24 protein-coding genes are annotated in these 25,149 nt (G+C 63.9%); 8 read left to right on the plus strand and 16 right to left on the minus strand.

Annotated features, from left to right (window positions below):
- Positions 1-130 precede the first annotated feature (130 nt).
- The gene (locus SM130_RS05140; RefSeq protein WP_102823072.1) at positions 131-1,324 is read left to right on the plus strand and encodes a GGDEF domain-containing protein; all 1,194 of its coding nucleotides are present in this window, start codon (positions 131-133) and stop codon (positions 1,322-1,324) included.
- 35 nt (positions 1,325-1,359) lie between these two features.
- On the opposite strand, the gene pncB is transcribed toward SM130_RS05140, so the two are convergent.
- From pncB to hmpA, 4 genes are all read right to left on the minus strand, one after another.
- Positions 1,360-2,562, minus strand: a complete 1,203-nt coding sequence (pncB, locus tag SM130_RS05145) for a nicotinate phosphoribosyltransferase (RefSeq protein WP_102823073.1) — start codon at positions 2,560-2,562, stop codon at positions 1,360-1,362.
- Positions 2,563-2,864: 302 nt separating this feature from the next.
- A complete protein-coding gene (locus SM130_RS05150; protein ID WP_003294664.1) occupies positions 2,865-3,035 on the minus strand; it encodes a general stress protein in 171 nt (56 codons plus the stop codon).
- 230 nt (positions 3,036-3,265) lie between these two features.
- Positions 3,266-3,499, minus strand: coding sequence for a hypothetical protein (locus SM130_RS05155; RefSeq protein WP_102823074.1), 234 nt, complete (start codon positions 3,497-3,499; stop codon positions 3,266-3,268).
- A gap of 51 nt (positions 3,500-3,550) precedes the next feature.
- Positions 3,551-4,729 carry an NO-inducible flavohemoprotein gene (gene hmpA / locus SM130_RS05160; RefSeq protein ID WP_102823075.1) on the minus strand — a complete coding sequence of 393 codons (1,179 nt, stop codon included), beginning with the start codon at positions 4,727-4,729 and terminating at the stop codon, positions 3,551-3,553.
- A gap of 264 nt (positions 4,730-4,993) precedes the next feature.
- Here hmpA and SM130_RS05165 point away from each other — a divergent pair, with 264 nt between their 5' ends.
- Positions 4,994-5,218: a DUF2188 domain-containing protein gene (locus SM130_RS05165; protein WP_102823076.1), complete on the plus strand. Its 225-nt coding sequence runs from the start codon at positions 4,994-4,996 to the stop codon at positions 5,216-5,218.
- Positions 5,219-5,220: 2 nt separating this feature from the next.
- On the opposite strand, the gene SM130_RS05170 is transcribed toward SM130_RS05165, so the two are convergent.
- The 6 genes from SM130_RS05170 to gcl form a co-directional block, all read right to left on the minus strand.
- Entirely contained in the window at positions 5,221-6,069 is an 849-nt protein-coding gene (locus tag SM130_RS05170) for an urea transporter (protein WP_102823077.1), read from the minus strand.
- A 95-nt stretch (positions 6,070-6,164) separates the two neighbouring features.
- Positions 6,165-7,580, minus strand: coding sequence for a pyruvate kinase (pyk, locus tag SM130_RS05175; RefSeq protein ID WP_102823078.1), 1,416 nt, complete (start codon positions 7,578-7,580; stop codon positions 6,165-6,167).
- A 32-nt stretch (positions 7,581-7,612) separates the two neighbouring features.
- Positions 7,613-8,884, minus strand: coding sequence for a glycerate kinase type-2 family protein (locus SM130_RS05180; protein ID WP_102823079.1), 1,272 nt, complete (start codon positions 8,882-8,884; stop codon positions 7,613-7,615).
- Positions 8,885-9,213: 329 nt separating this feature from the next.
- Positions 9,214-10,104, minus strand: coding sequence for a 2-hydroxy-3-oxopropionate reductase (locus SM130_RS05185; RefSeq protein ID WP_102823080.1), 891 nt, complete (start codon positions 10,102-10,104; stop codon positions 9,214-9,216).
- 37 nt (positions 10,105-10,141) lie between these two features.
- Positions 10,142-10,924 (minus strand): hydroxypyruvate isomerase, encoded by a 783-nt coding sequence (hyi, locus tag SM130_RS05190; protein WP_102823081.1) that lies wholly within the window; start codon positions 10,922-10,924, stop codon positions 10,142-10,144.
- Between the two features lie 181 nt (positions 10,925-11,105).
- The gene (gene gcl, locus SM130_RS05195) at positions 11,106-12,887 is read right to left on the minus strand and encodes a glyoxylate carboligase (protein ID WP_102823082.1); all 1,782 of its coding nucleotides are present in this window, start codon (positions 12,885-12,887) and stop codon (positions 11,106-11,108) included.
- Between the two features lie 117 nt (positions 12,888-13,004).
- Between gcl and SM130_RS05200 the strand changes: the two genes are divergently transcribed.
- Positions 13,005-13,913: a LysR family transcriptional regulator gene (locus SM130_RS05200; RefSeq protein WP_102823083.1), complete on the plus strand. Its 909-nt coding sequence runs from the start codon at positions 13,005-13,007 to the stop codon at positions 13,911-13,913.
- Between the two features lie 5 nt (positions 13,914-13,918).
- Here SM130_RS05200 and uraH read toward each other — a convergent pair whose 3' ends face one another.
- Together uraH and SM130_RS05210 are read right to left on the minus strand one after the other, a co-directional pair.
- Positions 13,919-14,329 (minus strand): hydroxyisourate hydrolase, encoded by a 411-nt coding sequence (gene uraH / locus SM130_RS05205; RefSeq protein WP_102823084.1) that lies wholly within the window; start codon positions 14,327-14,329, stop codon positions 13,919-13,921.
- A 16-nt stretch (positions 14,330-14,345) separates the two neighbouring features.
- The gene (locus SM130_RS05210; RefSeq protein WP_102823085.1) at positions 14,346-14,834 is read right to left on the minus strand and encodes a GlcG/HbpS family heme-binding protein; all 489 of its coding nucleotides are present in this window, start codon (positions 14,832-14,834) and stop codon (positions 14,346-14,348) included.
- Positions 14,835-14,976: 142 nt separating this feature from the next.
- Here SM130_RS05210 and SM130_RS05215 point away from each other — a divergent pair, with 142 nt between their 5' ends.
- The 5 genes from SM130_RS05215 to SM130_RS05235 all read left to right on the plus strand — a co-directional run bounded on the left by SM130_RS05215 (position 14,977) and on the right by SM130_RS05235 (position 19,896).
- On the plus strand, positions 14,977-15,651 hold the full coding sequence (locus tag SM130_RS05215) for a heavy metal response regulator transcription factor (protein ID WP_102823086.1): 675 nt from the start codon (positions 14,977-14,979) through the stop codon (positions 15,649-15,651).
- Positions 15,648-17,006, plus strand: a complete 1,359-nt coding sequence (locus tag SM130_RS05220; protein ID WP_102823087.1) for a heavy metal sensor histidine kinase — start codon at positions 15,648-15,650, stop codon at positions 17,004-17,006. The genes SM130_RS05215 and SM130_RS05220 overlap by 4 nt, the downstream gene beginning before the upstream one ends.
- An 82-nt stretch (positions 17,007-17,088) precedes the next feature.
- Positions 17,089-17,889: an exodeoxyribonuclease III gene (xth, locus tag SM130_RS05225; RefSeq protein WP_102823088.1), complete on the plus strand. Its 801-nt coding sequence runs from the start codon at positions 17,089-17,091 to the stop codon at positions 17,887-17,889.
- A gap of 163 nt (positions 17,890-18,052) precedes the next feature.
- Positions 18,053-19,291, plus strand: a complete 1,239-nt coding sequence (locus SM130_RS05230; RefSeq protein ID WP_102823089.1) for a sensor domain-containing phosphodiesterase — start codon at positions 18,053-18,055, stop codon at positions 19,289-19,291.
- Between the two features lie 152 nt (positions 19,292-19,443).
- Positions 19,444-19,896, plus strand: a complete 453-nt coding sequence (locus tag SM130_RS05235; RefSeq protein ID WP_102823090.1) for a PA2169 family four-helix-bundle protein — start codon at positions 19,444-19,446, stop codon at positions 19,894-19,896.
- 107 nt (positions 19,897-20,003) lie between these two features.
- On the opposite strand, the gene SM130_RS05240 is transcribed toward SM130_RS05235, so the two are convergent.
- The 4 genes from SM130_RS05240 to SM130_RS05255 form a co-directional block, all read right to left on the minus strand.
- Positions 20,004-21,392, minus strand: a complete 1,389-nt coding sequence (locus tag SM130_RS05240) for an efflux transporter outer membrane subunit (RefSeq protein WP_102823091.1) — start codon at positions 21,390-21,392, stop codon at positions 20,004-20,006.
- Positions 21,389-22,504: an HlyD family secretion protein gene (locus SM130_RS05245; protein WP_102823092.1), complete on the minus strand. Its 1,116-nt coding sequence runs from the start codon at positions 22,502-22,504 to the stop codon at positions 21,389-21,391. Before SM130_RS05245 ends, SM130_RS05240 begins: the two co-directional genes overlap by 4 nt.
- The gene (locus tag SM130_RS05250; protein WP_102823093.1) at positions 22,501-24,075 is read right to left on the minus strand and encodes an MFS transporter; all 1,575 of its coding nucleotides are present in this window, start codon (positions 24,073-24,075) and stop codon (positions 22,501-22,503) included. The genes SM130_RS05245 and SM130_RS05250 overlap by 4 nt, the downstream gene beginning before the upstream one ends.
- 227 nt (positions 24,076-24,302) lie before the next feature.
- Positions 24,303-24,917 carry a TetR/AcrR family transcriptional regulator gene (locus SM130_RS05255; protein WP_102823094.1) on the minus strand — a complete coding sequence of 205 codons (615 nt, stop codon included), beginning with the start codon at positions 24,915-24,917 and terminating at the stop codon, positions 24,303-24,305.
- Between the last annotated feature and the right edge of the window lie 232 nt (positions 24,918-25,149).

Genomic DNA, 25,149 nt, shown 5'->3' on the forward strand with positions numbered 1-25,149 from the left:
GAACGCCAAGTCGATCGCCCCGATGATCTGACTGGATGGCTGAACCGTTTGCTAGCGGCCGCCGGAACTGCCAGCTACATCACCAGCCCGCACGGAAATAGAATTTCCCAGCCAGGGAGCACAACAATAAATGCCATCACTTCTCGACCTGCTGCGTAGCCGCTTGAGTTCACTACTGCCCAGCGAGCTAAAGCCCAGCGAGCTTCGCCATCTGCTCAGCCCGGGGCGCCATCCGCTGCTGCTGTGCCAGCGCCGCGCGACCTTGATCGTCAATCGCGTGCGCTTGTTCGCTTTCCTCTTCGCCGTGCTGACTCCGTTGTGGAGCCTGATCGATCTGATGGTGTTCGAACCTCAGCTCTGGGCGGCGCTGGCCGGGTTTCGGATGATGGCCTGCCTGGCGTTCACCTGCCTGCTGTTGTTCTATCGCCCCAGCGGCAACCTGTTGGATGCGTACCGTGCGATCGCGATTTTGTTCGCCATCCCGACCCTCTTCTATATCGCTTCGCACACCTTGCTCGGCAGCTATCAGCTGGCGCAATTCTCCGCGGTGGTGGGTGCCGGCTATGCCTTCCTGCCGTTCGTGCTGATGGCAGGGCTGACCATCTTCCCGTTGACCCTGGTGGAGAATCTGGTGCTGTCCTGCCTGCTGCTGCTGGCGCAGGCGCTGACCGGTTACCTCAGCTGGGCGACGCTCAACTGGCCGTCGTTTGCCGGCGCGTTCTGGCTGCTGATCCTGATTGCCGGCGTCGCCAGCCTGGCCAGCATGAGCCAGCTGGCGTTCATGTTCGCGCTGGTGCGCCAGGCCATTCGGGATCCGCTCACCGGGATTTTCTCCCGCGGCAGTGGCGAAGAAATCCTCCGCTTGCAGTGGGATGGCGCGCAGCGCAAGAACGGCGCTCTTGCCCTGGCATTTATTGATCTGGACCACTTCAAGGCAATCAACGACAACCATGGCCACGAAGCCGGTGATCAGGTGCTGCGTGAGGCGGCCCGACGCCTGGTAGCTAAGCTGCGTGCTTCCGATAGCCTGCTGCGCTGGGGCGGCGAGGAGTTTGTGCTGATCATGCCGGACACCGACATGCACCAGGCGCACCAGGCGCTCGAACGCATCGTCGGCAATGGGCTGGGCCAGCGGCCGGAAGGCACAGCGCTGACGGCGAGCATCGGCCTGGCCGAGCGCCGTTGCGATCAGGTGACTGACTACCGCGACTTGCTGGAACTGGCGGACAAACGCATGTACTACGCCAAGACGAGCGGGCGCAATCGCCTCTGTGCGATGGATCTTGATGCCCTGGAGCAAGGAGTGCTCGCTCCGGGTGCATAGCGCATCGGTCGGGCGTTCGATTCGCCGCTGTTCAGTCAGCTTTCTGCGACGTTGAATACATGCCGCAGATAGCTGACGAAGGCGGCATCGCGGCACATGGTCTTGCCTGGTGAATCCGACAGTTTCGCCACCGGCTGGCCATTGCAGGCGGTCATCTTGATGACCATGTTGGTCGGCTCGACACCTGGAATGTCGCAGGTGAGGCCTGTACCGATGCCAAAGCTGGCCTGAGTGCGGCCGATCAGGGCACGGTGAATATCCAGCGCCTTGGCGAAGTTCAGGCCATCGGAAAAAATCAGCTGGCGGGTCCGCGGGTCGATGCCCAGACGCTGATAGTGCGCGATGGCCTTCTCGGCCCAGATCAGCGGGTCGCCCGAGTCATGGCGCAGGCCATCGAACAGCTTGGCAAAGTACAGATCGAAATCGCTTACAAAGGCATCCATGTTGATGCAGTCGGTCAGCGCGATACCCAGCGCACCGCGGTACTCGCGTACCCAGCAATCGAGTGCCGCGACCTGACTGTCGATCAACCGCGGGCCAAGTTGCTGATGCGCCATGATCCACTCGTGAGCCATGGTGCCCATCGGCTTCACGTGTTGTACCCGCGCCAAATGCACATTGCTGGTGCCGACGAAACGGCCCGGAAACCCGTGTTGCAGGCGTTCAACCACCATTGCCTGGACGGCATAGGAGAAGCGCCGGCGCGTGCCGAAGTCCGCCAGGGTGAAGCTCGCCAGCTCCTCGGCGCTGGCCTGGCCGCGCAACCAGTTCAACTTCTCATCCAGCCGCGCGCTTGCCTGCTCCATGGTTACCTGCGGGTAGCGCGACCGGTTGCGCACCTCGCTGACGATAGCCAGTAGCGGCACCTCGAAAAGGATCACGTGCAGCCATGGGCCGCGCAGGTGCATTACCAGTTCGCCGTCTTCGATACCGACGCGCAGGTAGCGCAGGTCGAAGCGAAACAGGCCCAGGAAACGGATGAAATCCGGCTGCATATAGGGGATGCGTTCGAGAAAGGCCAACTCTTCGGGTGTTATCTGCAGCTCGGCAAGTGCTTCGATCTGCTGGCGGATTTCATCGAGAAAAGGTGTCAGGTCCTCGCCGGAGCGGCTGCGAAACGCCCATTCGACTTCTGCATTGGGATAATGATGCAGCACTGCCTGCATCATGGTCAGCTTGTAGAAATCGGTATCCAGCAGGCTCTGGATGATTCGCTCGGAAAAGGCGCTGCTGTTCATCGACTGCTCCAAGTTGGAAAGAGCGCATGATGATACCGACAAACGGCGTAGGGTACAGGCTGAATTCGTTGAGGATGAAGTAATATTGCTAATGGCAAGCTGCGTTTTACAAGTGTCGTTACTTGGCTGGCAAGCGTTGCTGAGGGTGATTTTATTTATATATTATTTTGATATCTCGGTATCGCTATTAGGCGGCAGTTAATCGATAAGTAAAGGCTATTCCGATTAATGGGCGTTATAACCTTAAGGCAAAAAGAAGGGCAGGTGCCAATCGGCGCCTGCCCTTCTTACGCCGTCAGCGTTTAGCTGCTGCGGCCACCGCCGTGGCTGTTCTGGCCACCCTTGCGGCCAGCCTCGGAGGCCTTTTCACGGTCGTTGGCGAAGTTTCCGCCGCTGTTGTGGCCGCCTTTGCGGCCAGCTTCTGATGCTTTCTCTTTATCGTTGGCGAAGTTGCCAGGATTGTTATTTGCCATGTCTTTTTCTCCTCAATGGATAGAGACTTTCACAAAAGGGCTGAAGAAGAGATCAACAGCCTTCACAGTGTCAGAGGCAGTCCGGCGATAGGAGTTTCGAAGAATTAAAATGTGTAGACGAATGGTTTCCCCTATGTCGAGTAGGACTATGGCGGAGTGAAATTACAGGCGAAGCGGCAAGTTGAGCTGGCCTAAGTTATGAGTTGCCGAAAGAGCGCATCTGGTTACCGTCAGGCGGCAAGTTTTTCGCGTCTTTCGGCAAGAAGGCGCATGACGTAGCCGATCTTCAATGCCGTAGGGCCGAGGATAACCAGCGCATGGGCGGCGACGATGCTGCCCATCGCCAGGTATTGGTCGAACAGGTAAGCGCCGCTGATGCCTGACAGCAGAAGCAGCGTGCCAGCGATCATCAAGGCATTGGCAGCGCTCATCAGACGATGCGGCGCGGACGTTTGATAAAGCATGGCTGAGTCTCCTTCGAGAAGAGGCTCGCCGTGAGCGAGCCTCCGAATGGATCAATCGAGCGCGGAAGCGGGGCCGAAGAACTCGTAGCGAGTCTGCTGCTCTGGCACGCCGAGCGATTTCAGCTGACGGCGAACTGCAGCCATGAACGGCTTCGGCCCGAGAAAGTAGGCATCGACATCGCGGTCGGCGGGCAGCCATTCGGCGAGTTGATGCTCGCTGAGTCGGCCGACGGCATCCGGCACGGGCGTTGCGTCGGAGTGTTCCTCGTAGCAGTAGAAGCGCTTGAGCTGCGCGTGGCGCTCGGCAAGTGCATCCACGCTATGGCGGAAAGCGTGTACCTCGGCATTGCGGGCGCAGTGGATGAAATGCACCGGTCGTGCGCTGGCCAGTGCCTGTTCCAGCATTGCCAGGGTTGGCGTAATACCCACGCCGCCGCTGATCAGCACCAAGGGCTTGTCACCGGGTTGCAAGGTGAACTCGCCCGCCGGTGCGAACAGTTCCAGTAGTGCGTCCTCAGGCATGCCATGCAAAGCGTTGGACACCACGCCGCCGGGCTCGCGCTTGACGCTAATGCGGTATTCGCGGCCATTGCCGGCGGCGGACAGCGAATAGTTGCGCCGCACGTCCTTGCCGTCGATCTCCAGGCGCAGGCCGATGTACTGGCCGGGCAGAAACTCCATCACTGGCTCGCCATCGTCTGGTTGCAGATGGAATGAGGTGATCTCGTCGCTCTCGACGACTTTGCGAGCGATGCGAAAACGCCGCGCGCCACGCCAGCCGCCAACGGCCTCGGCCTTGGATTGATAGAGTTCTTCTTCCTGGCCGATGAGGATGTCAGCCAGCTGCCGATAGGCAGCACCCCAGGCATCGATCACCGCATCGGTGGCGACTTCCGCGCCCAGCACTTCGCGAATGGCACGCAGCAGGCAGGAGCCCACCAGCGGGTAATGCTCGGGCAGGACCTGCAAGGCGACGTGTTTGTTGATGATCTGTGCGACCAGTGGGCCGAGCGCTTCGAGGCGGTCGATATGTTTGGCGTACATCAATACGCCGTTGGCCAGGGCACGTGGCTGCTCGCCGCTGGCCTGGTGGGCTTGGTTGAATAGCGGCTGCACCTCGGGATGTTCGGTGAGCAGCAGCTGGTAGAAATGAGTGGTCAGCGCCTCGCCGCCGCTCTCCAGCAGCGGTACGGTGGCCTTGATAAGGGTGATCTGTTCAGCACAAAGCATTGTTGACTCCTCTGATGGGAATGGCGTCCTGTGATCGCCGCGCGATCACGAAACGTTCTGCCAGAGGTCTTTCAACAATCGTTCCAGCTTGGAATTGACTTGAATCAAGGTTTGCAGCGGACCCAGTGTAGAAACAACCCTGATTATTACGGTTCGATCGACCCTATAAGGTCTTTTCAACCCTGCCCGGTAATGGCGAACCTCGGACGCTGGCGGCTTTCTTAACCAGGTAACCCAATACAAACCACCAGTTGGAGATACGCCATGGAGATTTATCACATCACGTTCGAGGACGACCGTTGGGTGCTACGCGAAGAAGGCGATCAACGCGCACTGCTCGAAGCCGGGAACAGACAGGACATCCTCGATGAAACCCGCGATTACATGAAACTGCGTACCGCGCTGGTCAACGTGCATGGCAGCGACGGCAACGTCGAAGAAGAGCACCGCTACCCGCAGGAACAGGACCCGCTGGCGACTGGCGGCTAAAGCTAGCCGCTGTGGCTGCGGCGCGGCGGTCGAATCAGCAGGCCCAGCCAGGTGGCCAGCAGAAAGGGCAGGGTCAGGGTCGGCAGCCCTAGACCCTGAAGGATCAACCAGAACGCGATGGCGGCGAGCATGCCCAGTACCGGCAAGCTCCAGCCGCTCCGCCATTGGGCGAGCGCCAAGGCCGCCAGGGCCGGGTTGAAGCCGGCCAGCCCGTCGGGCCAGGGGGCGCCGAGCAAGGTGGCAATCGCCAGGCCTAGCGCCGAGCCAGCCAGCAGCCAGAGTGCATCACGCCAGTTCGCCACGGCGACCGCTGTCACCAGGCAGGCCGCCGCAAGCCGATCATCGATAAAGACCACCTGACCGATGCCCAGCAGCCAGGCACCGAACAGCGCGCTGGCGTCCGGCTGCAGCCTGCTGGCCAGGAACGCAGGCGCAGGGGCAGTCGCCAACAGCGTGACGAATCCGATCAGGACGAATGGAAAGGTGAACCCCGGCAGCCCGCCGTGATGACGCAGCCGGTTGAGCAGCCACGCCTGCAGCGGACAGCTGGCTAGCGAGGCCGCCGCTATTGTCGCCAGGCTCACCGGCGTAAGACCGAGTAGATGGACCAGCAGCGCGCCGAGCAGGGCGGGGTTGTAGCCGTACAGACCGTCTTCGTGATCGCCCGCCGGGTAGCCCAGCCAGACGGCGCCGGCATGGGCCATCAGAACGCCGAACAGGGCGCCAGCGAGCAGCGCCGGGTTGGCCAGGGCCAGTGCGAGGATGACCAGCGCGCCACAGCCGGCATGGCGCTGGAGGAAAATCTGGGCAAAGGCATGGAGCACGGCGCGAAGTGCAACGGGAGCACGCATCGGCGAAATCCGGGCGAACGCAAGGGCGCCGGCCCGCATGGGGCCGGCGGCAGAGGTGGTATCGGTTGGCTTGGCCAGGCAGACGCCCGGCCTGGTCAGCTCAGGACTTCGATGCGCAGCGTGTTGGTAGTGCCCGGCTGGCCGAGGGGAACGCCGGCGGTGATCAGCACCGTGTCGCCGCTATCCGCCATGCCCTGTGCACGCGCTAGTTCCAGGGCGTGACTGCTGACCTGTTCCATGTCGCGCATCGGTGCATCCACTACCGAGTACACGCCCCAGGCCACGGTGAGCTTACGCGCGGTGGCGACGCTCGGCGTCAGGCTTAGGATCGGCGTGGCCGGGCGCTCGCGCGAGGCGCGCAGGCTCGACCGTCCTGACTCGGTGTAGTTGACTAGCACTGCCACCGGCAGGATGCCGCTGATACGGCGGATGGCGCAGCTGATGGCATCCGGCAGGGTGGCCTCTGCGTTCGGTCGGTGTACATCGAGCTGAGCCTGGAAATCCGGGCCGCTTTCCACCTGGCGAATGATCTTGCTCATCATGCTCACCGCTTCCAGCGGGTAGTCGCCGGAAGCGGTTTCCGCGGAGAGCATCACCGCGTCCGCGCCCTCGGCAACCGCATTGGCCACGTCGGTGACCTCGGCGCGAGTCGGCGCCGGGGCGAAGCGCATGGACTCGAGCATCTGCGTGGCCACTACGACCGGTCGACCCAGCTGACGGCAGATGCGCACGATGTTCTTCTGGATACGCGGCACGTTCTCGGCCGGCACTTCCACGCCCAGGTCGCCGCGCGCCACCATGATTGCGTCGGACAGGCGTGCGATCTCGCGCAGATGCTGCACAGCCGACGGCTTCTCGATCTTGGCCATCAGGAAGGCGCGATCACCGATCAGCTTGCGCGCCTCATGAATATCCTGCGGGCGCTGGACGAAGGACAGTGCGACCCAATCGAAACCCAGCTGCAGGCCGAACGTCAGGTCGCGGCGATCCTTGTCCGTCAGCGGGCTCAGCTCCAGTACTGCTTCCGGGACATTGACGCCCTTGCGGTCGGACAACTCGCCGCCGGCCACCACGCGGGTGTCGATTGCATCGCCGTGGCGCCCGGTGACGGTAAGGCGCAAGCGGCCATCGTCAATCAGCAACTGCATGCCGGGTTCCAGCGCGGCGATGATTTCCGGATGCGGCAGGTTGACCCGCTGGCTGTCGCCCGGCGTCGGATCCAGATCCAGGCGGAAGGCCTGGTCGCGTTCCAGTCGCACCTTGCCTTCGGCGAAGCGGCCCACCCTGAGCTTGGGCCCTTGCAGGTCCATGAGGATGCCGATCGGCTGGTTCAGCTCACGCTCCACCTCGCGAATCCAGGCGAAGCGCTCGGCATGGTCGGCGTGCTCGCCATGGCTGAAGTTCAGGCGGAACAGGTTGACCCCGGCTCCGACCAGTGCGCGCACATCGTCGATGCTGCGGGTGGTGGGGCCTAGGGTGGCAAGTATCTTGACCTTCTTGTCGGCTTTCATGGCGGGCTCGCTGGCAGGTGAGCGTCCTCGGTCTAGGCCGAGGGCGGCAGAATCAGGATGGCGCGAAAATCGTTGACGTTGGTGCGCGTCGGGCCGGTGACGATCAGGCTGTCCAGCGCGGCGAAGTAGCCGTAGCCATCATTGTTGGCCAGCGCATCGGCGGCGCGCATGCCCTGGGCCTCGGCACGGGTGTAGCTGTTCGGGGTCATCAGCGCGCCGGCGTTGTCTTCCGAGCCATCGATGCCGTCAGTGTCACCGGCCATCGCGTAAACCCCAGGCAGGCCCTGGAGGTTTTCGGTGAGGCTCAGGAGAAATTCGGCGTTGCGCCCGCCACGACCGTTGCCGCGCACGGTCACCGTGGTTTCACCGCCAGAGAGGATCACGCAAGGCGCGGCGATCGGCTGGCCGTGCAGCACCACCTGACGAGCGATACCGGCATGGACCTTGGCGACCTCGCGCGCCTCGCCTTCCAGATCGCCGAGGATCAGCGGCGTAATGCCGGCAGCGCGGGCCGCCTCAGCCGCCGCGTCGAGCGATTGTTGCGGCGTGGCGATCAACTGGAAGTGGCTGCGCGAAAGCATCGGATCGCCCGGCTTGAGGGTTTCCGAGCGTGGGTCTTCGAGCCAGGCGCGAACGTTGGCCGGCACCTCGATGTGATAACGCTCGAGAATTTCCAATGCCTGCGCCGATGTAGTCGGATCGGCCACGGTGGGGCCGGACGCTATTACCGTGGCTTCGTCGCCGGGCACGTCGGAAATCGCATAGGTGTAAACGCTCGCTGGCCAGCAGGCTTTGGCCAGGCGTCCGCCCTTGATCGCCGAAAGGTGCTTGCGCACGCAGTTCATCTCGCCGATGTGCGCGCCGGAGCGCAGCAAGGCCTTGTTGATCGCCTGCTTGTCGGCCAGCGAGATGCCTTCTGCCGGCAGTGCCAGCAGCGAGGAGCCGCCGCCAGAAAGCAAGAAGATCACCCGGTCGCTTTCCTCGAGGTTGCTGACCAGTTCCAGCACGCGCCGGGCGACGCGCTCGCCGGCATCGTCCGGTACCGGGTGGGCGGCCTCGACGACCTCGATGCGGCGGCAGTCGGCATGGTGCTCGTAGCGAGTCACCACGAGGCCGGAGAGTTCGCCTTCCCATACCTTCTCGATGGCTTCGGCCATGGCCGCGGCCGCCTTGCCTGCGCCAATGACGATGGCGCGACCGCTGCGGTCTTCCGGCAGGTGGTCGACAAGCACGTGACGCGGGTGAGCGGCCTCGATGGCGCTGTCGAACAACTGGCGCAGCAGGGCTTGTGGGTCGAGGGTCATCTGAAGCTCCTTGTATGAGGTCTGCAACCGATTCCAGACCTTAGGGCTCGCCAATGCAAGCACTAAGGTCTGCAATTGAAATCGACCCGCCCGGCAGTCGGGCCGTGACTCCTTGTGCCGGGCGAATCGAAAAGGTGCCGTACGAGACGGCGGTCGGGCTGAGCTGCGCAGGGCTTGCGGTCGTGGGGGAGACGCGATGATTCCGACCTTGCGAACCTGCAACCCGACCCTTTGAGCGACGTTGCGTCAGGCTTCGCGACTACCCACCACCCGGTCTGTCTGTCCCTGAAGGTGGGTGCCGCTGGCCCGTCGCCACGCGCTCGAAGGCGTTACTCCTTGCGGATCGAGAAATTGGCCATGTGCTCCAGGCCCTTGATCAGCGCCGAGTGGTCCCAGCCGCTGCCGCCGATGGCCGCGCAGGTGCTGAATACCTGTTGCGCGTTGGCCGTGTTGGGCAGGTTCAGGCCCAGCTCGCGAGCGCCGGCCAAGGCCAGGTTGAGGTCCTTCTGATGCAGGCTGATGCGGAAGCCCGGGTCGAAGGTGCCCTTGATCATGCGTTCGCCATGCACTTCGAGAATTTTCGAACCGGCGAAACCGCCCATCAGTGCCTCGCGAACGCGGGCCGGATCGGCACCGTTCTTCGCGGCGAACAGCAGGGCCTCGCCGACGGCCTGGATGTTCAGCGCAACGATGATCTGGTTGGCCACCTTGGCGGTCTGGCCGTCGCCGTTGCCGCCGACCAGGGTGATGTTCTTGCCCATCGCCTGGAACAGCGGCAGGGCACGGGCGAAACTTTCTTCGCTGCCGCCGACCATGATCGACAGCGTTGCGGCCTTGGCGCCGACTTCACCGCCTGATACCGGTGCGTCGAGGTACTGGGCGCCGGTAGCGTTGATCTTTTCGGCGAACTGCTTGGTGGCGCTAGGGGAGATCGAGCTCATGTCGATCACCAGCTTGTTCGGGCCAACACCTTCGGCAATGCCGTTCTCACGGAACAGCACATCTTCGACGTGCGGGGTATCCGGCACCATGACGATGATGAACTCGGCTTCCTGGGCGACTTCCTTCGGGTTGGCCAGGGCGACGGCACCGGCTTCGAGCAGGGACGCCGGAGCAGGATCGTGGTGTGTGGAAACGAAAAGGCTGTGGCCGGCCTTCTGCAGGTTCTGAGCCATGGGCAAGCCCATGATGCCGGTGCCGATAAATCCGATCTTAGCCATGAGTGTTCTCCTCAAAATTAGTCTGGTTCGCGTCAGTTCAGATGGCGTTGTGGCTTTTCAGCCAGCCAAGGCCTGCTTCCGTAGTGGTGGCCGGCTTGTATTCACAGCCGACCCAGCCCTGGTAGCCGATGCGGTCCAGATGCTCGAACAGGAAGTGGTAGTTGATCTCGCCGGTGCCCGGTTCGTTACGGCCCGGGTTGTCGGCCAGCTGGATGTGGTTGATCGCCTCCAGGTTGGTTTCGATGGTCCGGGCCAGGTCACCTTCCATGATCTGCATGTGATAGATGTCGTACTGCAGGAACAGGTTGGGATGGCCGACCTTGCCGCGAATTTCCTGCGCCTGGGAGGTGTTGTTGAGGAAGAAGCGCGGGATGTCGCGGGTGTTGATCATCTCCATCACCAGGCGGATACCGGCCTGTTCGAGTTTCTGCGCGGCATAGCGAAGGTTCTCGATGAAGGTCATCTCCAGCTTGCCGAGGTCGGCGCTGCGCGGAGCGATACCGGCCAGGCAGTTGACCTGAGTGTTGCCGAGCACCTTGGCATAGGCGATCGCTTGATCGACGCCCGCGCGGAACTCTTCGACTCGCTCCGGCAGGATCGCGATACCGCGCTCTCCGCTCGCCCAGTCACCGGCCGGCAGGTTGAACAGCACCTGGGTCAGGCCGTTGGCCTCCAGCCGGGCCTTGATCTCCTCGGCCGGGTAGTCGTAGGGGAACAGGTACTCGACACCGCTGAAGCCGGCCTGGGCGGCGGCGGCGAAGCGGTCAGTAAAGTCCTGCTCGGTGAACAGCATCGACAGGTTGGCGGCAAAGCGGGGCATGGGGGTTCTCCTTGTGATCTGTAGGGATCAATTAGGTTTTGCTTCGGTGCCGGGAACGTTGAGAAATCGATTCGTCGGCGGTGACATGCGGTGGATGTGCTTCGCGACATCCACCCTACATTCGCTTAGGTAGCGAGGAAGACCGCGAAGCGTCGTCCACGCGTCGTTGGTTACAGCTGAATCAATCCAGCAAGCCAATCGCGGTCGGTGCGTCTTCGCGGCCTTCGGCCAGCGCCTCGAATTCGTTGATGGCGTCGATCTCGGTGCCCATGGCGATGTTGGTGACCCGCTCGAGGATCACCTCGATCACCACCGGCACCTGATGCTCGGCCATCCAGGCCTGGGCCTGTTCGATGGCGGGGCGCAGGTCTTCCTGCTTGAACACGCGGATCGCCTTGCAGCCCAGGCCCTCGACCACCGCGACGTGGTCGACGCCGTAACCTTCCATGCCGCTGTGGTCGGCATTGATGTTCTCGAAGCCCAGCTGCACGCAGTAATCCATCTCGAAGCCGCGCTGCGCCTGGCGGATCAGGCCGAGGTAGGCGTTGTTCACCAGGATGTGGATGTAGGGCAGCTTGAACTGCGCACCCACCGCCAGCTCCTCGATCATGAACTGGAAATCGTAGTCGCCCGACAGCGCCACCACCTTGCGCGTCGGGTCAGCCGCGACCACACCCAGCGCTGCCGGAATGGTCCAGCCGAGCGGGCCGGCCTGGCCGCAGTTGATCCAGTGGCGCGGCTTGTAGACATGCAGGAACTGCGCGGCGGCGATCTGCGACAGACCGATGGTGCTGACGTAGCAGGCGTCGCGGCCGAAGGCATTGTTCATGCACTGATACACGCGCTGCGGCTTCATCGGCACCGAGTCGAAGTGGGTCTTGCGCAGCATCGTCCGCTTGCGCTCCTGGCAGTCCGCAGCCCACGGCGTGCGATCCGGCAGCTTGCCCGCAGCCTTGCGTTCCTTGGCGATTTCGACGAACAGCTTCAGCGCGGCGCCCGCATCGGAGGTGATGCCGAAGTCCGGCGAGAACACCCGGCCGATCTGGGTCGGTTCGATATCCACGTGCACGAAGGTGCGGTCCTTGGTGTAGACCTCGACCGTGCCGGTGTGGCGATTGGCCCAGCGGTTGCCGATGCCGAGCACGAAGTCCGAGGCCAGCATGTTCGCGTTACCGTAGCGATGGCTGGTCTGCAGCCCGCACATGCCAGCCATCAGCGGATGGTCATCGGGGATCGAGCCCCAGCCCATCAAGGTCGGAATCACCGGTACGCCAACGGTTTCGGCGAACTCCACCAGCAAAGCTTCGGCACCGGCGTTGTAGATGCCGCCGCCAGCAACGATCAGCGGACGCTCGGCGGCGCAGAGCATGTCGATGGCTTTCTCGACCTGCTTGCGGGTCGCGGCCGGCTTGTAGACGGCGAGCGGTTCGTAGGTGTCGACGTCGAATTCGATCTCGGCCATCTGCACGTCAAACGGCAGGTCGATCAGCACAGGGCCGGGGCGACCGGAGCGCATCACGTGGAAAGCTTGCTGGAACACGCGCGGCACCAGCGCCGGCTCACGTACGGTCACGGCCCACTTGGTCACCGGCTTGGCGATGGACTCGATGTCCACGGCCTGGAAATCTTCTTTATAGAGGCGAGCACGCGGCGCCTGGCCGGTGATGCAGAGGATCGGTATCGAGTCGGCCCAGGCGGAGTAAAGGCCGGTGATCATGTCGGTGCCGGCCGGGCCCGAGGTGCCGATGCACACGCCGATGTTGCCGGCCTTGGTGCGGGTATAGCCCTCGGCCATGTGCGAAGCGCCTTCGACATGACGAGCAAGGATGTGGCGTATGCCGCCGTCGGCGCGCAGGGCGGAGTACAGCGGATTGATCGCGGCACCGGGGATGCCGAAGGCGGTGTCGATGCCTTCCTTGCGCAATACCGCTACGGCGGCATCGATTGCTCTCATTCGGGCCATGGGTCGTTCCCTCCTACGGGTAACTCGATAGTTTTTATACGTGGCCCAAGCATGAAGGGCTGGTCGGAACGAGGGAATTGGCCGAAACTTCAGTTCTGTCGATATCAGGAGTATCGAATGGATCGCTACACAACCTTGCACAGCTTCGTGCTAGTGGCCGAGAACGGCAGCTTTGCCGCTGCCGCGCTGAAAGAGGGCGTGACGCCTGTGGTGATGGGCCGTCGACTCGATGCGCTGGAGCGGCACCTGGGCGTCAAGCTGATGCACCGCTCCACGCGTGGATTGGCGCTGACCGATCTGGGCGAGCAGTACCTGGAGCGCGCCCGCGGGCTGCTGAAGGACTTCGAGGAAGCCGATGCCAGCATCAGCCATCACGGCACCTCGGTGCGTGGACATCTGGTGGTCTCGGCGCCAGCGGCGTTCGGTAGGCGGCATATCGGCCCGCACGCGCCGGCATTCCAGGCGCGCTACCCGGACCTGCAGCTGTCGTTCAACTTTACCGACAGCGTCGTCGATCTGGTGCGGCATGGGTATGACATGGGCATCCGCATCGGCGAGGTGACCGACCCCAACTACGTGGCGGTACGGCTGTTTCCCAATCGGCGGGTGGTCTGCGGATCGCCGGAGTACTTCACTCGGCATGGCACGCCGACGGCATTGGAAGAGCTGACGCAGCACAACTGCCTCGCCTTCAACCTGCAGGGCGGCCAGCAACGTGGCTGGACCTTCCTGCGCGACGGCCGCCAGGTGGCGATCCGCGTGGCTGGCAACCTGGATTGCAACGACGGCGAGCTGCTGTTCGACTGGGTCAAGCAGGGCCTGGGTATCGGCTGGCGCTCGACCTGGGAGATCCAGGCCGAACTCAAGCGCGGCGAGCTGGTGACGGTACTCGACGAGTACGCGCTGCCGGCCTACGACATCCAGGCGGTATACCCGCAGCAGCGCTACCTGCCGGCCAAGGTGCGTTTCTTCATCGACTACCTGAAGGACATCTACAACGCACCGGGCTATTGGGAAGTGCGCTGAGCGGCTCAGTTGCCGCGGTAGGTGGAGAAGCCGTAGGGGCTCAGCAGCAGCGGGATGTGATAGTGCTCGACGCTGCCGTCGGCCTCGAAGATCACCGGAACTTCGGGGAAAAAGGTGCTGGCCTTCTGCGTGGCGAACCAGTCGCCAGTCATGAAGGTGACGCGATAGGTGCCTTTCTCCAGCGCCTTGCCTTCGGGATACAGCGCAGTGATGCGGCCCTGGGCGTTAGTCTCGCCGCTGTTGAGCGACTGCCAGGTGTCGCCCTGACGCTGTTCCAGCGTGACGCGGACGTCCGGCGAAGGCAGGCCGTCTTGCAGATTCAGCACATGCACGCTGAGCGGGTTGCCGGCGGCGAGGGTCAGGCCGGACAGGCCGCTGAGCATCAAGCCGGCGGCGATGGAACGTAGTGCTTTCATGGGGTTTTCCTTTTCTTCAGTGGGAGGAGGGCAGCAGTTTTTCGATGGCGGCCATGGCGCAGGCCTCGTCGTTCTTGGCACCGCCGGCACCGGCCACGCCGATGGCGCCGATCACCTCGTCGCCGACCTTCAGCGGTACGCCACCGCCGAGCAGCAGCAGTTCGTCGAGCGTGTTGAGGTTGGCGGCGTCCGGTGTGCCGGCGGCGCGCTCGGCGAACAGACGGGTCGGCGTCTTGCTCGACAGTGCGGTGTAGGCCTTGCGCTGGGCGGCGAGGGTGTTGTGCGGGCCGACGTTGTCGTCCCGGCGCAGGGCGACCAGGTTGCCGCCGCGATCGACTACCGCGACCACCGCCGTGCGGTTTTCCGCGTGGCACTGGTCCAGCGTGGCCTGGATCAGGCCTTCGGCCAGGGCCAGCGAGACGTTCTGCTGAGTGATCGGTGCCGGTGTGGCGGCGTTGGCACTGAGGGCCAGCGCCAGCAATGACAGTGAGGCTGCGATACGCATATCCGGTTTCCTTGGGTGGCTGAGCTTCGGGGCGCATGGTGCCGCCGCCGGCCCGTCAGAACCGTTGCCTGCGCATTACGCTTTTGTAATGGCCGGTTCATTGCGGACTCCCTAACCTATGCGTGATCAGCGAGGTGATCCGATGCGAATTCTGGTGGTGGAGGACGAGGCCAAGACGGCTGACTACCTCAAGCGCGGGCTGGAAGAATCCGGCTACCGGGTAGATGTGGCGCGCAACGGCGTCGATGGCAAATACCTGATCGAGGAGGAGACCTTCGACCTGGTGATCCTCGACGTCATGCTGCCGGGGCTCGATGGCTGGCAGCTCGTGCAGGTGGTGCGCAAGCGCTCCGCGCACACCCCGGTGCTGTTCCTGACGGCGCGTGATGCGGTGGAGGACCGCGTGCGCGGGCTGGAGCTGGGCGCCGACGATTATCTGGTCAAACCGTTCTCCTACGCCGAGCTGCTGGCGCGGGTGCGCACCCTGCTGCGCCGCGGGCCGCCGCGCGAAGTCGAGCGCTTTCAGGTTGCTGATCTGGAGCTGGACCTGCTGCGCCGCCGCGTCACCCGCCAGGGCGAGCGCATCAGCCTGACCAACAAAGAATTTGCCTTGCTGCACCTGTTGCTGCTGCGCGAAGGCGAGGTGCTGTCCCGTGCGCAGATTGCCTCGCAGGTCTGGCAGATGAACTTCGACAGCGACACCAATGTGGTCGACGTCGCGATCCGCCGCCTGCGCGCCAAGGTCGACGATCCTTATGCGCTCAAGCTCATCCACACCGTGCGCGGCATGGGCTATGTACTGGAAACCACGACGTGAGCCTGTTGCCGCGTTCGCTCAGCCTGCGCCTGGCCCTGGCGTTCGCCCTGGTGGCGAGCGTGCTGTTGGGCAGCATCGGCCTGTACCTTTACCGCTCGCTGGAGCGCGAGATCGCCTGGCGTGACGATCAGGCGCTGCTTGGCCGGCTGGAGCGCATGCAGGCTTTGCTGGAAGACAGCGCCAGTGTCGAGGCGCTGCGGCAACGGCCGCAGCTGTACGAAAACATGCTGGGCAATCGCGACAGCCTGCTCTGGTTACTGGACGCACAGGGCCGCGCGCTGATCGAAATCAATCCGGCGCGGCTGAGCATTCCGTCATTGGCGGCTAGCGACGCCGCGACCCTAACCGATGCTGATGGGGCGCGGCTGGCGTGGCGTCGGCTGCCGGGCGAGGCGGGGCTGACGCTGGTCGCCGGGCGCCTGCTCGCCGAGCGCGAGCAGATGCTGGCGGCCTATCGTGTGAAGCTGTGGTGGGCGTTGAGTCTTGGCGCCTTACTGGCATCCGTGCTCGGCTGGCTGATCAGTCGACGCGCCTTGCGCCCAGTGCGCCACCTGACCCGCCAGGCACTGACCATCGACGTGCAACATCTGCATTTGCGTCTCGATGAATCGGCCATGCCCAGCGAGCTGGAACCGCTGCGTGCTGCGCTGAACCAGATGCTGAGTCGGTTGGAACAGGGCTTCGCGCGGCTGTCCCGCTTCAGCGAGGACCTGGCCCATGAGATGCGCACGCCCCTGGGCAACCTCATGGGCCAGACCCAGCAGCTGCTGCACAAGCCGCGGGAGGCCGAGGCCTATCAGGCGTTGCTGGTGTCCAATCAGGAGGAATACGAGCGTCTGGCGCGGATGATCGACAGCATGCTGTTCCTCGCCCGTGCCGAGCAGCCAGCAGCGGCCATCGCGCGGCAGGCTTTTTCGCTGCCCGCACTGGTCGAGCAACTGTGCGACTACTTCGAGGGGGTTGCCGAGGAGCGCGGCATCCGCCTGCTCGACGAGACGGAAGGTGAGCTGTTCGGCGATGCCGAGCTGATCCGCCGCGCACTGGCGAACCTGCTGGCCAATGCGCTGCGCTACGGCGCCAGCGATAGTCCGGTGCGCATTGTCAGCGGCTCAGCGGATGGCTGGCGTTGGGTCAGCGTAATCAATCAGGGGCCGCCGATTGCGGCGGAACACCTGCCGCGGCTGTTCGACCGTTTCTACCGTTGCGATCCGTCACGCGCCGAACCAGGCGATTCCGGCGGCCTGGGGCTGGCCATCGTGCGCTCGATCATGCAGCTGCACGGCGGCGAGGTTGGCGCGCGTAGTGATGCGCAGCAGACCGAATTCACGCTGCGTTTCGCTGAAATGCCCGGCTGATCCGATTACCGGTACCCGAGACGGAAGCCGCAGCGTGCTGTCACAGCTAAGGTGGATATAACCGCCTGTGAGAGATGCGCGCGTGGATAGTCTGAAAATCGCTACCTACAACATCAACGGGATCCGTGCACGACGGACCAACCTGCTCGAATGGCTGGGGCGCGAGCAGCCTGATGTGGTGTGCCTGCAGGAGCTCAAAGCGCAAGACGCCGACTTCCCCATCGATGACATCCGCGCCGCTGGCTACGGTGCCATCTGGCAGGGGCAGAAGTCATGGAACGGCGTGGCGATTCTGGCAAAGGGCGACGACCCGCTGGAGATCCGCCGCGGTCTGCCTGGCGATCCGGACGATACGCACAGTCGATATCTGGAAGCGGCGGCCCACGGTGTAATCGTCGCCTGTCTCTATCTCCCCAACGGCAATCCGCAGCCGGGGCCGAAGTTCGATTACAAGCTGAGCTGGTTCGAGCGCTTCATCGAACACGCCGCCGGCCTGCTCGGCAGCGGCCACCCGGTGGTGCTGGCCGGGGATTACAACGTAGTGCCGACCGACGAGGACATCTACAGCCCGCGCTCCTGGAAGAAGGACGCGCTGCTCCAGCCGGAAAGCCGCGAGTGCTTTGCGCGCTTGCTGGCGCAGGGCTGGACCGACGCGCTGCGCGCCAGGTATCCGGACGAGCGCATCTACACGTTCTGGGATTACTTTCGACAGCACTGGCAGAAGAACTCCGGGCTGCGCATCGACCATCTGCTGCTCAGCCCGGACCTCGCGTCACGCCTGCAGGATGCTGGAGTCGACCGCTGGGTTCGCGATCAGGAGCACGCCAGCGACCACGCGCCGACGTGGGTCCGTCTCGCGGGAGATGACGTTTGCGACTCGTGAAGCGCATTTCCGGCCTGGCTGGTGCCCGCGGGCTGGTCGCAGCGCCGCCGGTCGGCTGGCGGGGCTGAGCGCTGGCTATTCGCTACAAGGTGGCCTGTTCTAACTCACGAACCGGCCAGGTAGTGGCCAATCGGCATCGATTCGGTTGTGGCAGGAGGTATGGATGCTCGGACACCTAGATTCGGCTGACGACAGGCGAGACCCAGTGGCGATGCTGGCGAGGCTGGAGGCCGGCAATCTGTCGATCGGCACGATGCTCTGCGAGGCTCTGCATGCGGTGCGCAGCTACCTGGGAATGGAGGTGGCCTTCGTTGCCGAGTTCAGCGAGGGTGCTCGTGTGTTCCGGCATGTCGACGGCCGGATAGAACACCTTACCCTCTGCGTTGGTGACTCCGGTCCATTGGAGGACAGCTACTGCCAGCGCGTCGTCGATGGACGCCTGCCCGAGCTGATCCACGATGCCACGCAGCTTGCCGAGGCATTGCTCCTTCCGGTTACTACCGAGCTGCCGATAGGTGCGCACCTAAGCGTGCCCATTCGTTTCAGCGATGGTGTGCTTTACGGCACCTTCTGTTGTTTCAGCACGCAACCGAACGACTCCCTTGATGAGCGCGACCTGAACACCCTGCGGCTGTTCGCCGCCTTTGCCGGGCGCCTGTTGGAATCCCAGACGAAAAGTCAGCAGGCCCTCAAGGACAAGCGCAACCGCATCGAGGCCATCCTCGCCGAGCGCAGCTACCGAGTCGTCTACCAGCCCATCGTGCACCTGGTGGAGAACCGAATCGTCGGTCATGAAGCGCTGGCTCGTTTCAGCGTCGAGCCGCAGCGCACACCGGACAAATGGTTCGCCGAGGCGGGACAGGTCGGACTGCAGCAAGACCTGGAGGTGGCACTGATCGAGGAAGCACTGCTGGGCTTCGATCAGTTGCCGGCCGATAACTACCTGTCACTCAACGTTTCGCCGGACACCATACTCGCTGGTGCACTGGACGAGGTGCTTGCTGGTCGGCCACTGGCGCGCCTGATGCTCGAGGTGACTGAGCATGCATCCGTACAGGACTATTCCCTGCTGGCTGAGGCGCTGGAGCCGCTGCGCAGCAAGGGGCTGCGCCTGGCCGTGGATGATGCCGGAGCCGGCTATGCGAGCTTCCGCCACATCCTCAAGCTCAAGCCGGATGTGATCAAGCTCGACAGCAGCCTGATCCGCAATGTCGACAGTGACACCGGCTGCCGTGCGCTCGCCGCGGCGCTGATCCGTTTTGCCGACGAAACCGGCTGCAAAGTCGTCGCGGAGGGCGTCGAAACGCAGGAAGAACTGGCCATGCTGCGGCGTCTGGAGGTGAACAAGGCGCAAGGCTATCTGCTCGGCCGCCCCATGCCGTTGAGCGCCTGGGTTGCATGAGCTGACGCGGTGCTGCGGTCGCCCCGACCGCAGCACCCAGGCGCGTGCCTTCCAGCGGTTTCGCTGAACCTTTGTGGTGCGCGGGCAGTCGACTTTTAACGCGGGCTGCAGCAATGCGGCCCCTCCCGAGTCGACTTGGCAGGAGGTACACGATGGATACGAAAGAGACGATTTCAGTACTCAACGATCTGATAGAAACCAGCAAGGACGGCGAGAAGGGCTTCCTCGAATGCGCTGAGGACCTGCGCGATCCACAGCTCAAAAGCACCATGAACCAGCGCTCGCGCGATTGCGCCACCGCTGCGTCCGAGCTGCAACAGCTGGTGCGCTCGATGGGTGGTGATCCGGAAACCAGCACCAGCGTTTCTGCCGACATGCATCGTCGCTGGGTCGACCTCAAGTCGATGATTACCGGTAAGGACGATGAAGCCATTCTCAACGAGTGCGAGCGTGGCGAGGATGTTGCGGTGAAGAGCTACCGCAAGGCGCTGGAAAAAGACCTGCCGGCCGAGGTGCGTAGCGTTGTCGAACGCCAATACCAGGGCGTCCAGCGCAATCACGACCAGGTCAAGGCACTGCGCGACGCCGCACGCGCACGCGGCTGACCGTTAGCGCGTCAGCAGAGAGCGGTATGCAAAAACGCCAGCGCCTGCTGGCGTTTTTTGTGGGCGGATGGTTTTCCTGCCGGCGCCGTTTCGCGGCCACGGCGGGATCAGAACTTGGCAGGCACATCGTCCGGTGCCTGCCAGCCACCACCCAGAGCGCGATAGAGCTGGATCAGACGGTTGATCCGCGCTTCCTGCAGTTGCACTTCGGTCAGTTGCGTATCGAACAGGTTGCGCTGGGCATCGAGCGCTTCGAGGTAGGACGAGTAGCCGCCGTGGTAGCGGTCTTCGGCGATCTCCAGCGAGCGGGTGAGTACCTTGCGGCGTGCCTCGATCCGGCTGCGCTGGCTGGCGAGGCGATCCAGACCGGAAAGCGCATTCTCCACTTCGCTGAAGGCGGTCAGCACGGCCGCTCGGTAGGCATAGGCGGCCTGATTGCGTTCGGCCGTGGCCACAGCGACGCCAGCCTCGCGGCGTCCGCCATCGAACAGCGGGGCGAGCACGCTGGCGCCCAGGCTCCAGACTTTCACCGGGTCGTAGTCCAGCGCGTTCACATAGAGGCGGCCGAGGCTCGCGGACAGCTGTACGCGCGGCAGAAAACGGTCGCGCTCACTGTCGAGGAACAGGTCACTGGCAGCGAGCTGCTGTTCGGCCTGGTAAAGGTCAGGGCGCTGGCGCAGCAGGGCGGCGGGCAAGGTGCCGGGCACTGCGGGCGGGTGCAGCTCGTCCAGCGAGCCGCGTGCAACAGGGCCGGGTGAGTCGCCAGTCAGCCGGCGCAGCGCATGCTCCTGCTCGACGATGGCCTGTTCCAGTTGCGGCACCAGCTGCGCCGCGGCTTCGAACTCGGCGCGGGCCTGGGTCAGCTCCAGTTCGGAGGTGTAGCCCATTCGTGCCCGATCCTCGGCCAGATGCAGTGCCGCTTGGCGCGACGCCACGGTTTCGTGGGTCAGCGCGAGCTGGCGGTCCAACGACAGCAGCGAGACATAGCCCTGCGCCACGGTGGCGGCGACGGCTAGAAGCAGGGTCTGCTGTTCGGCCTCCGAGGCCTGGTACTGCAAGTCGGCAACCTGGCGCAGGCGGGCAAGCCGGCCCCAGAGGTCCGCTTCGTAGCTGAGCTGAATGCCAGGCTGTGCTGCCGTCGTGCGAGTCAGGCCGGCTGCGCCGAAATCCTGGCTGCGTTCGATCCCGAGCACGGCATCCAGGCTCGGCAACAGGGCCGCGCGAGACAGGCGGATCTGCTCTCGTGCGGCTTCCAGGCGCTCCGCTCCGATCAGCAGGTCGGTGTTGCGCGCCAGGGCACGTTCGACCAGCGCCGCCAATTCGGGGTCGGCGAAGCGCTGCCACCACTGTTCGATTGGCGCCGAGGCGCTGGCCGGAAGCCGCCACTGCGCAGGTATTTCATCGAGCCGAGCTTGCTGGGGGATCGGTTCGCGGTGCGGCACGCAAGCGCATAGCAACCCGAGCGCCAGGGCGGTGAACAGGCCGTACGGTTTCATTGCGCTGCGGTGTCCACGTGAGTAATGACCGACAGGCCGGGACGCAAGCGCTCAACCAGTGGCTGGTCGGGGTCGATGGCGATGCGCACCGGCAGGCGTTGTACCACCTTGGTGAAATTGCCGGTGGCGTTGTCCGGGCGCAGGACGCTGAACTCGGAACCGGTCGCCGGTGCCAGGCGCTCGACACGTCCGGTCAGGCGCGCGCCGTCCAGCGCGTCGACTTCGAAGGTGACCGGCTGGCCGGGGCGCATGTTCGCTGTTTGGGTTTCCTTGTAGTTGGCAATTACCCAGAGCCTTGCCGGGACCAGGAAGAGCAGCTGTGAGCCGGCCGAAACGTACTGGCCCAGGCGCACCCCCACCTCACTGACGCGGCCCGCTGCGGGGGCGATGATTTCGGTGTTGGCCAGGTCGATCTCGGCCTGGCGCAGCGTGGCCTCGGCAATCTGTACCCGCGCCTCCAGGCCGCCACGGGAAATGTCGCTGGCCTTGAGCGTCTGTTCTGCGATCTCGATGGCGGCCCGCGCTTTGCGCACATTGGCGGCGGCCGCGCGGGCGCTGGCACGGGCCTGGTCGCGCTCACGGATGGACACCGAACCACGTTCGGCCAGCTCATCGACCCGGCGCTCGTCCGCGCGTGCTCGGGCCTGCTCGGCTTCGGCGGCGAACAGATCGGCGCGGCGCACAGCCAGGGTGGCGCGATCGGCGGCCAGTTGCTGGTCGAGGTTTTCCAGTTCGAAACGTGCGGCGTCGCGCTCCGCACGACGTTGTGCCACTCGTTGGCGGTACTGACGATCATCGATGCGCACCAGCAGCTGGCCCTGTTCCACCGCCTCGAAATCCTGCACGCGGACTTCCGTGACGTAGCCGGCCACTTGGGGCGCAAGTACGGTGAGCTGGCCGCGTACGTAGGCGTTCTCGGTGGTCACCTGGCTGCCGGAGAACGGCCAGAGCTGCCAGGCATAGAGAATGGCCAGCACCCCGGCCAGGGCGACCAGCGACATCAGGACGATCGCGCGGCGACTCGGCTGGATCGTCTTGGGCGGTTCGGGCGGGGTTCCGCCGGCATCCGTGGCTGGCGTGGTCTGGTCGTCGGGCGCGCGCGCATCGCTCATGGGGCAGGGGCCTTCTTCTGTCGCGCCAGGCGCAGGGTGTGGAACAGCGACCAGCCGAGCACGGCGACGGCGAGCAGGCCGATCAGGCGGAACACGTCGTTGAACGCCAGCACGTTGGCTTCGCGGGTTATGGTCTGTGACAGGCGCGCACCACCGAGCGCCTGGCGCAGCTGCGGGTCGCCCTGGGTCGATGCCAGCGCCTGGCTCTGCTGAGCCAGACGTGCGGCGACGCGCGGGTCTGCCGGGACGATCTGCTCGGTCAGGTGCGCCGAGTGGTGTTGTTCGCGCACGATCTGGTAGGTGCCGAACATCGTCGGGCCGGCCAGCCCGCCGAGGCTCTGGGTCATGGAGAACAGCACGATGAAACTCACCAGGTAGTTCGGGCCGTTGGCCAGTGCCTTGCCGATACCGCTGATCAGCAACGGGCCGAGGAACATCCCACTGGCGAACGACAGCAGCCCCTGGCTGAGGAACAGGTCGTGCGGGCGGGTCTGGCTGGTTGCGTCCACGTCGAGAAAGCTCGCCACGCCGATGAGCACGATGGAAAGCAGAATTTGCACCAAAGCGGTCCGCGGGCTGAACGTCATCGCGCTGGCGGCGATGCCCATCACCAGGCCGAGCAGGATCACCGCATACAGCGGGCGCAGCTGGTCGGGCCCCATGCCGAGTGTCTGCAGCAGGCCGACCGCACCGTAGCTCTGCTCGGCCAGCAGAAAGCGCAGCGCCAAGGCGCCGAAGGCGAAGCGCAGCATCTCCGCGGTGCCAAGCCAGCGGGTTTGCAGCAAGGGGTTGCGCCGATGATGCTCGATCATGAAGGTCAGGCAGCCGAGCAACAACGCGGCAATCAGCGCGTAGCCCAGCCAGGGCGCCTCGGTCCACCACTGCACGCGGCCCTGTGCGAATACTGCGGCCACCAGTGCCAGGGCCGGAGCGAATAAAGCGAAGGTGAGGAAATCCAGTGGCTCGAAGACCTTGATGCGCTCGCCAACCGGCAGCTTGAGCACCACCACGGCGGCCAGCGAACACAGCGCCAGGCCGCTCTCGAACACATACAGACGGTGCCACTGGCCGATATCCACCAGCGGTGGCGACAGCAGCCAGGCCAGCGGTGTGGCCACCTGGGTCATACCGAAGGCGACGATCACGCCTCGCGGCAGGTCCACCTTGCGAAAGGCCTGCAGCATGTAGAACAGCCCGAGCGAAGTGGTGGCCGCCGCGGCAAAACCGCTGGCGGCGCGTACAAACATGGCCATGCCCAGCCCTTCGACGAAGACATGGGCGATAGTCAGCAAGGCATAGACGGCCAGACCAATCTCGGCGAAGACGCGCAGGCCGTATTGCTGGCGCACCTTGATCATCAGCAGATTGGTGGAGACATTCACCATGAAATAGGCGGCGGGCAGCCACGCTCCCTGTTCGGGTGTCAGGCCGAGGTCGCCCTGGATTGCCGGCAGGTTGGCGATGAACAACGCATTGCCGAGCCCGCCGGTCAGCCCAACGAGCACCGCCACCGCGGCATAGGCCAGGCGCCGCGGCGGGCTGTGCAGCAGGATCGCCGGCGAGCCGGGCATCGAGGGGCGTTCATGAGGTTCCCAGCGAGGAACCGGCGAGAGGTATTCGGGCATCGTGATAGTGCGGGTCCGGGTGCGCCCCAGTGGCGCATTCACGCATAGGACAAGCATGACCACGAATTTCGCCCGTCAATTTGCCGAGCGGGCCTGGTTAGTCGCCTCGGTGCGGGCTGCGGACGCCGAAGTTGCGCCAGTCGCGCCGAAGCAGGCCGCGCAGTCGTACGGGCCTAGCTTGGTTCAGCGATCTCGCAACCCTTGAGGACCAAACGGATGATGGTGTCGGCGGCCGCGTCGTAGTCGGCGTCGTCGAGGCGTGTCTTGCCGGTGACGGTGCTGATCTGCCAATCGAAGTCAGCGTAGGTCTGCGTCGCCGCCCAGATGCTGAACAGCAGGTGGTTGGCGTCGACATCGGCCATCAGGCGGTCGTCGATCCAGCGCTGGATGCAGGCGATGTTGTGCGCAGCCTGCGCATTCAGCTGCGCGGTGCGCTCAGGGGACAGGTGTGGGGCGCCGTGCATGATCTCGCTGGCGAACACCTTGGAGGCACAGGCGTGGTCACGCGAGATTCTGATCTTGGTACGGATATAGGCGCGCAGCACATCGGCCGGATGCCCAGGCTGGTTGAACGGTGCCGACGCTTCGAGCAGCGGTTCGACAATGCTCTCCAACACCTCGCGATAGAGGTTTTCCTTGGATTTGAAGTAGTAGTAGACGTTGGGCTTTGGCAGCCCGGCGCGGGCAGCGATATCGCTGGTTTTGCTCGCAGCGAAGCCTTTCTCGGCGAATTCCTCGCTGGCGGCTTTGAGAATCAGCTCTTTGTTGCGCTCACGGATACTGGACATGGGGCCTTTTCGTTTCACAACTACCGTGCCTGGTAGCCTGCGGCAGCATCCTAGCACCGGCTTCTCTTTCGCCTCAAGAAAGCGCCGGATTCGATAGGTTGTGCACAATAAAGTGTATATTTGTATGCAAAATATTCGTGCGCTCTGCTACTGTCCTTTGCGTTGCACTGTAACCGGATGCGCTGGGCTGATCTCGCTCCACCGAACCGCTGCGCAGTCGTGCCGATTGATA

Origin of the sequence: Stutzerimonas stutzeri (assembly GCF_038561965.1) — a bacterium.
GTDB lineage: Bacteria > Pseudomonadota > Gammaproteobacteria > Pseudomonadales > Pseudomonadaceae > Stutzerimonas > Stutzerimonas stutzeri_AA.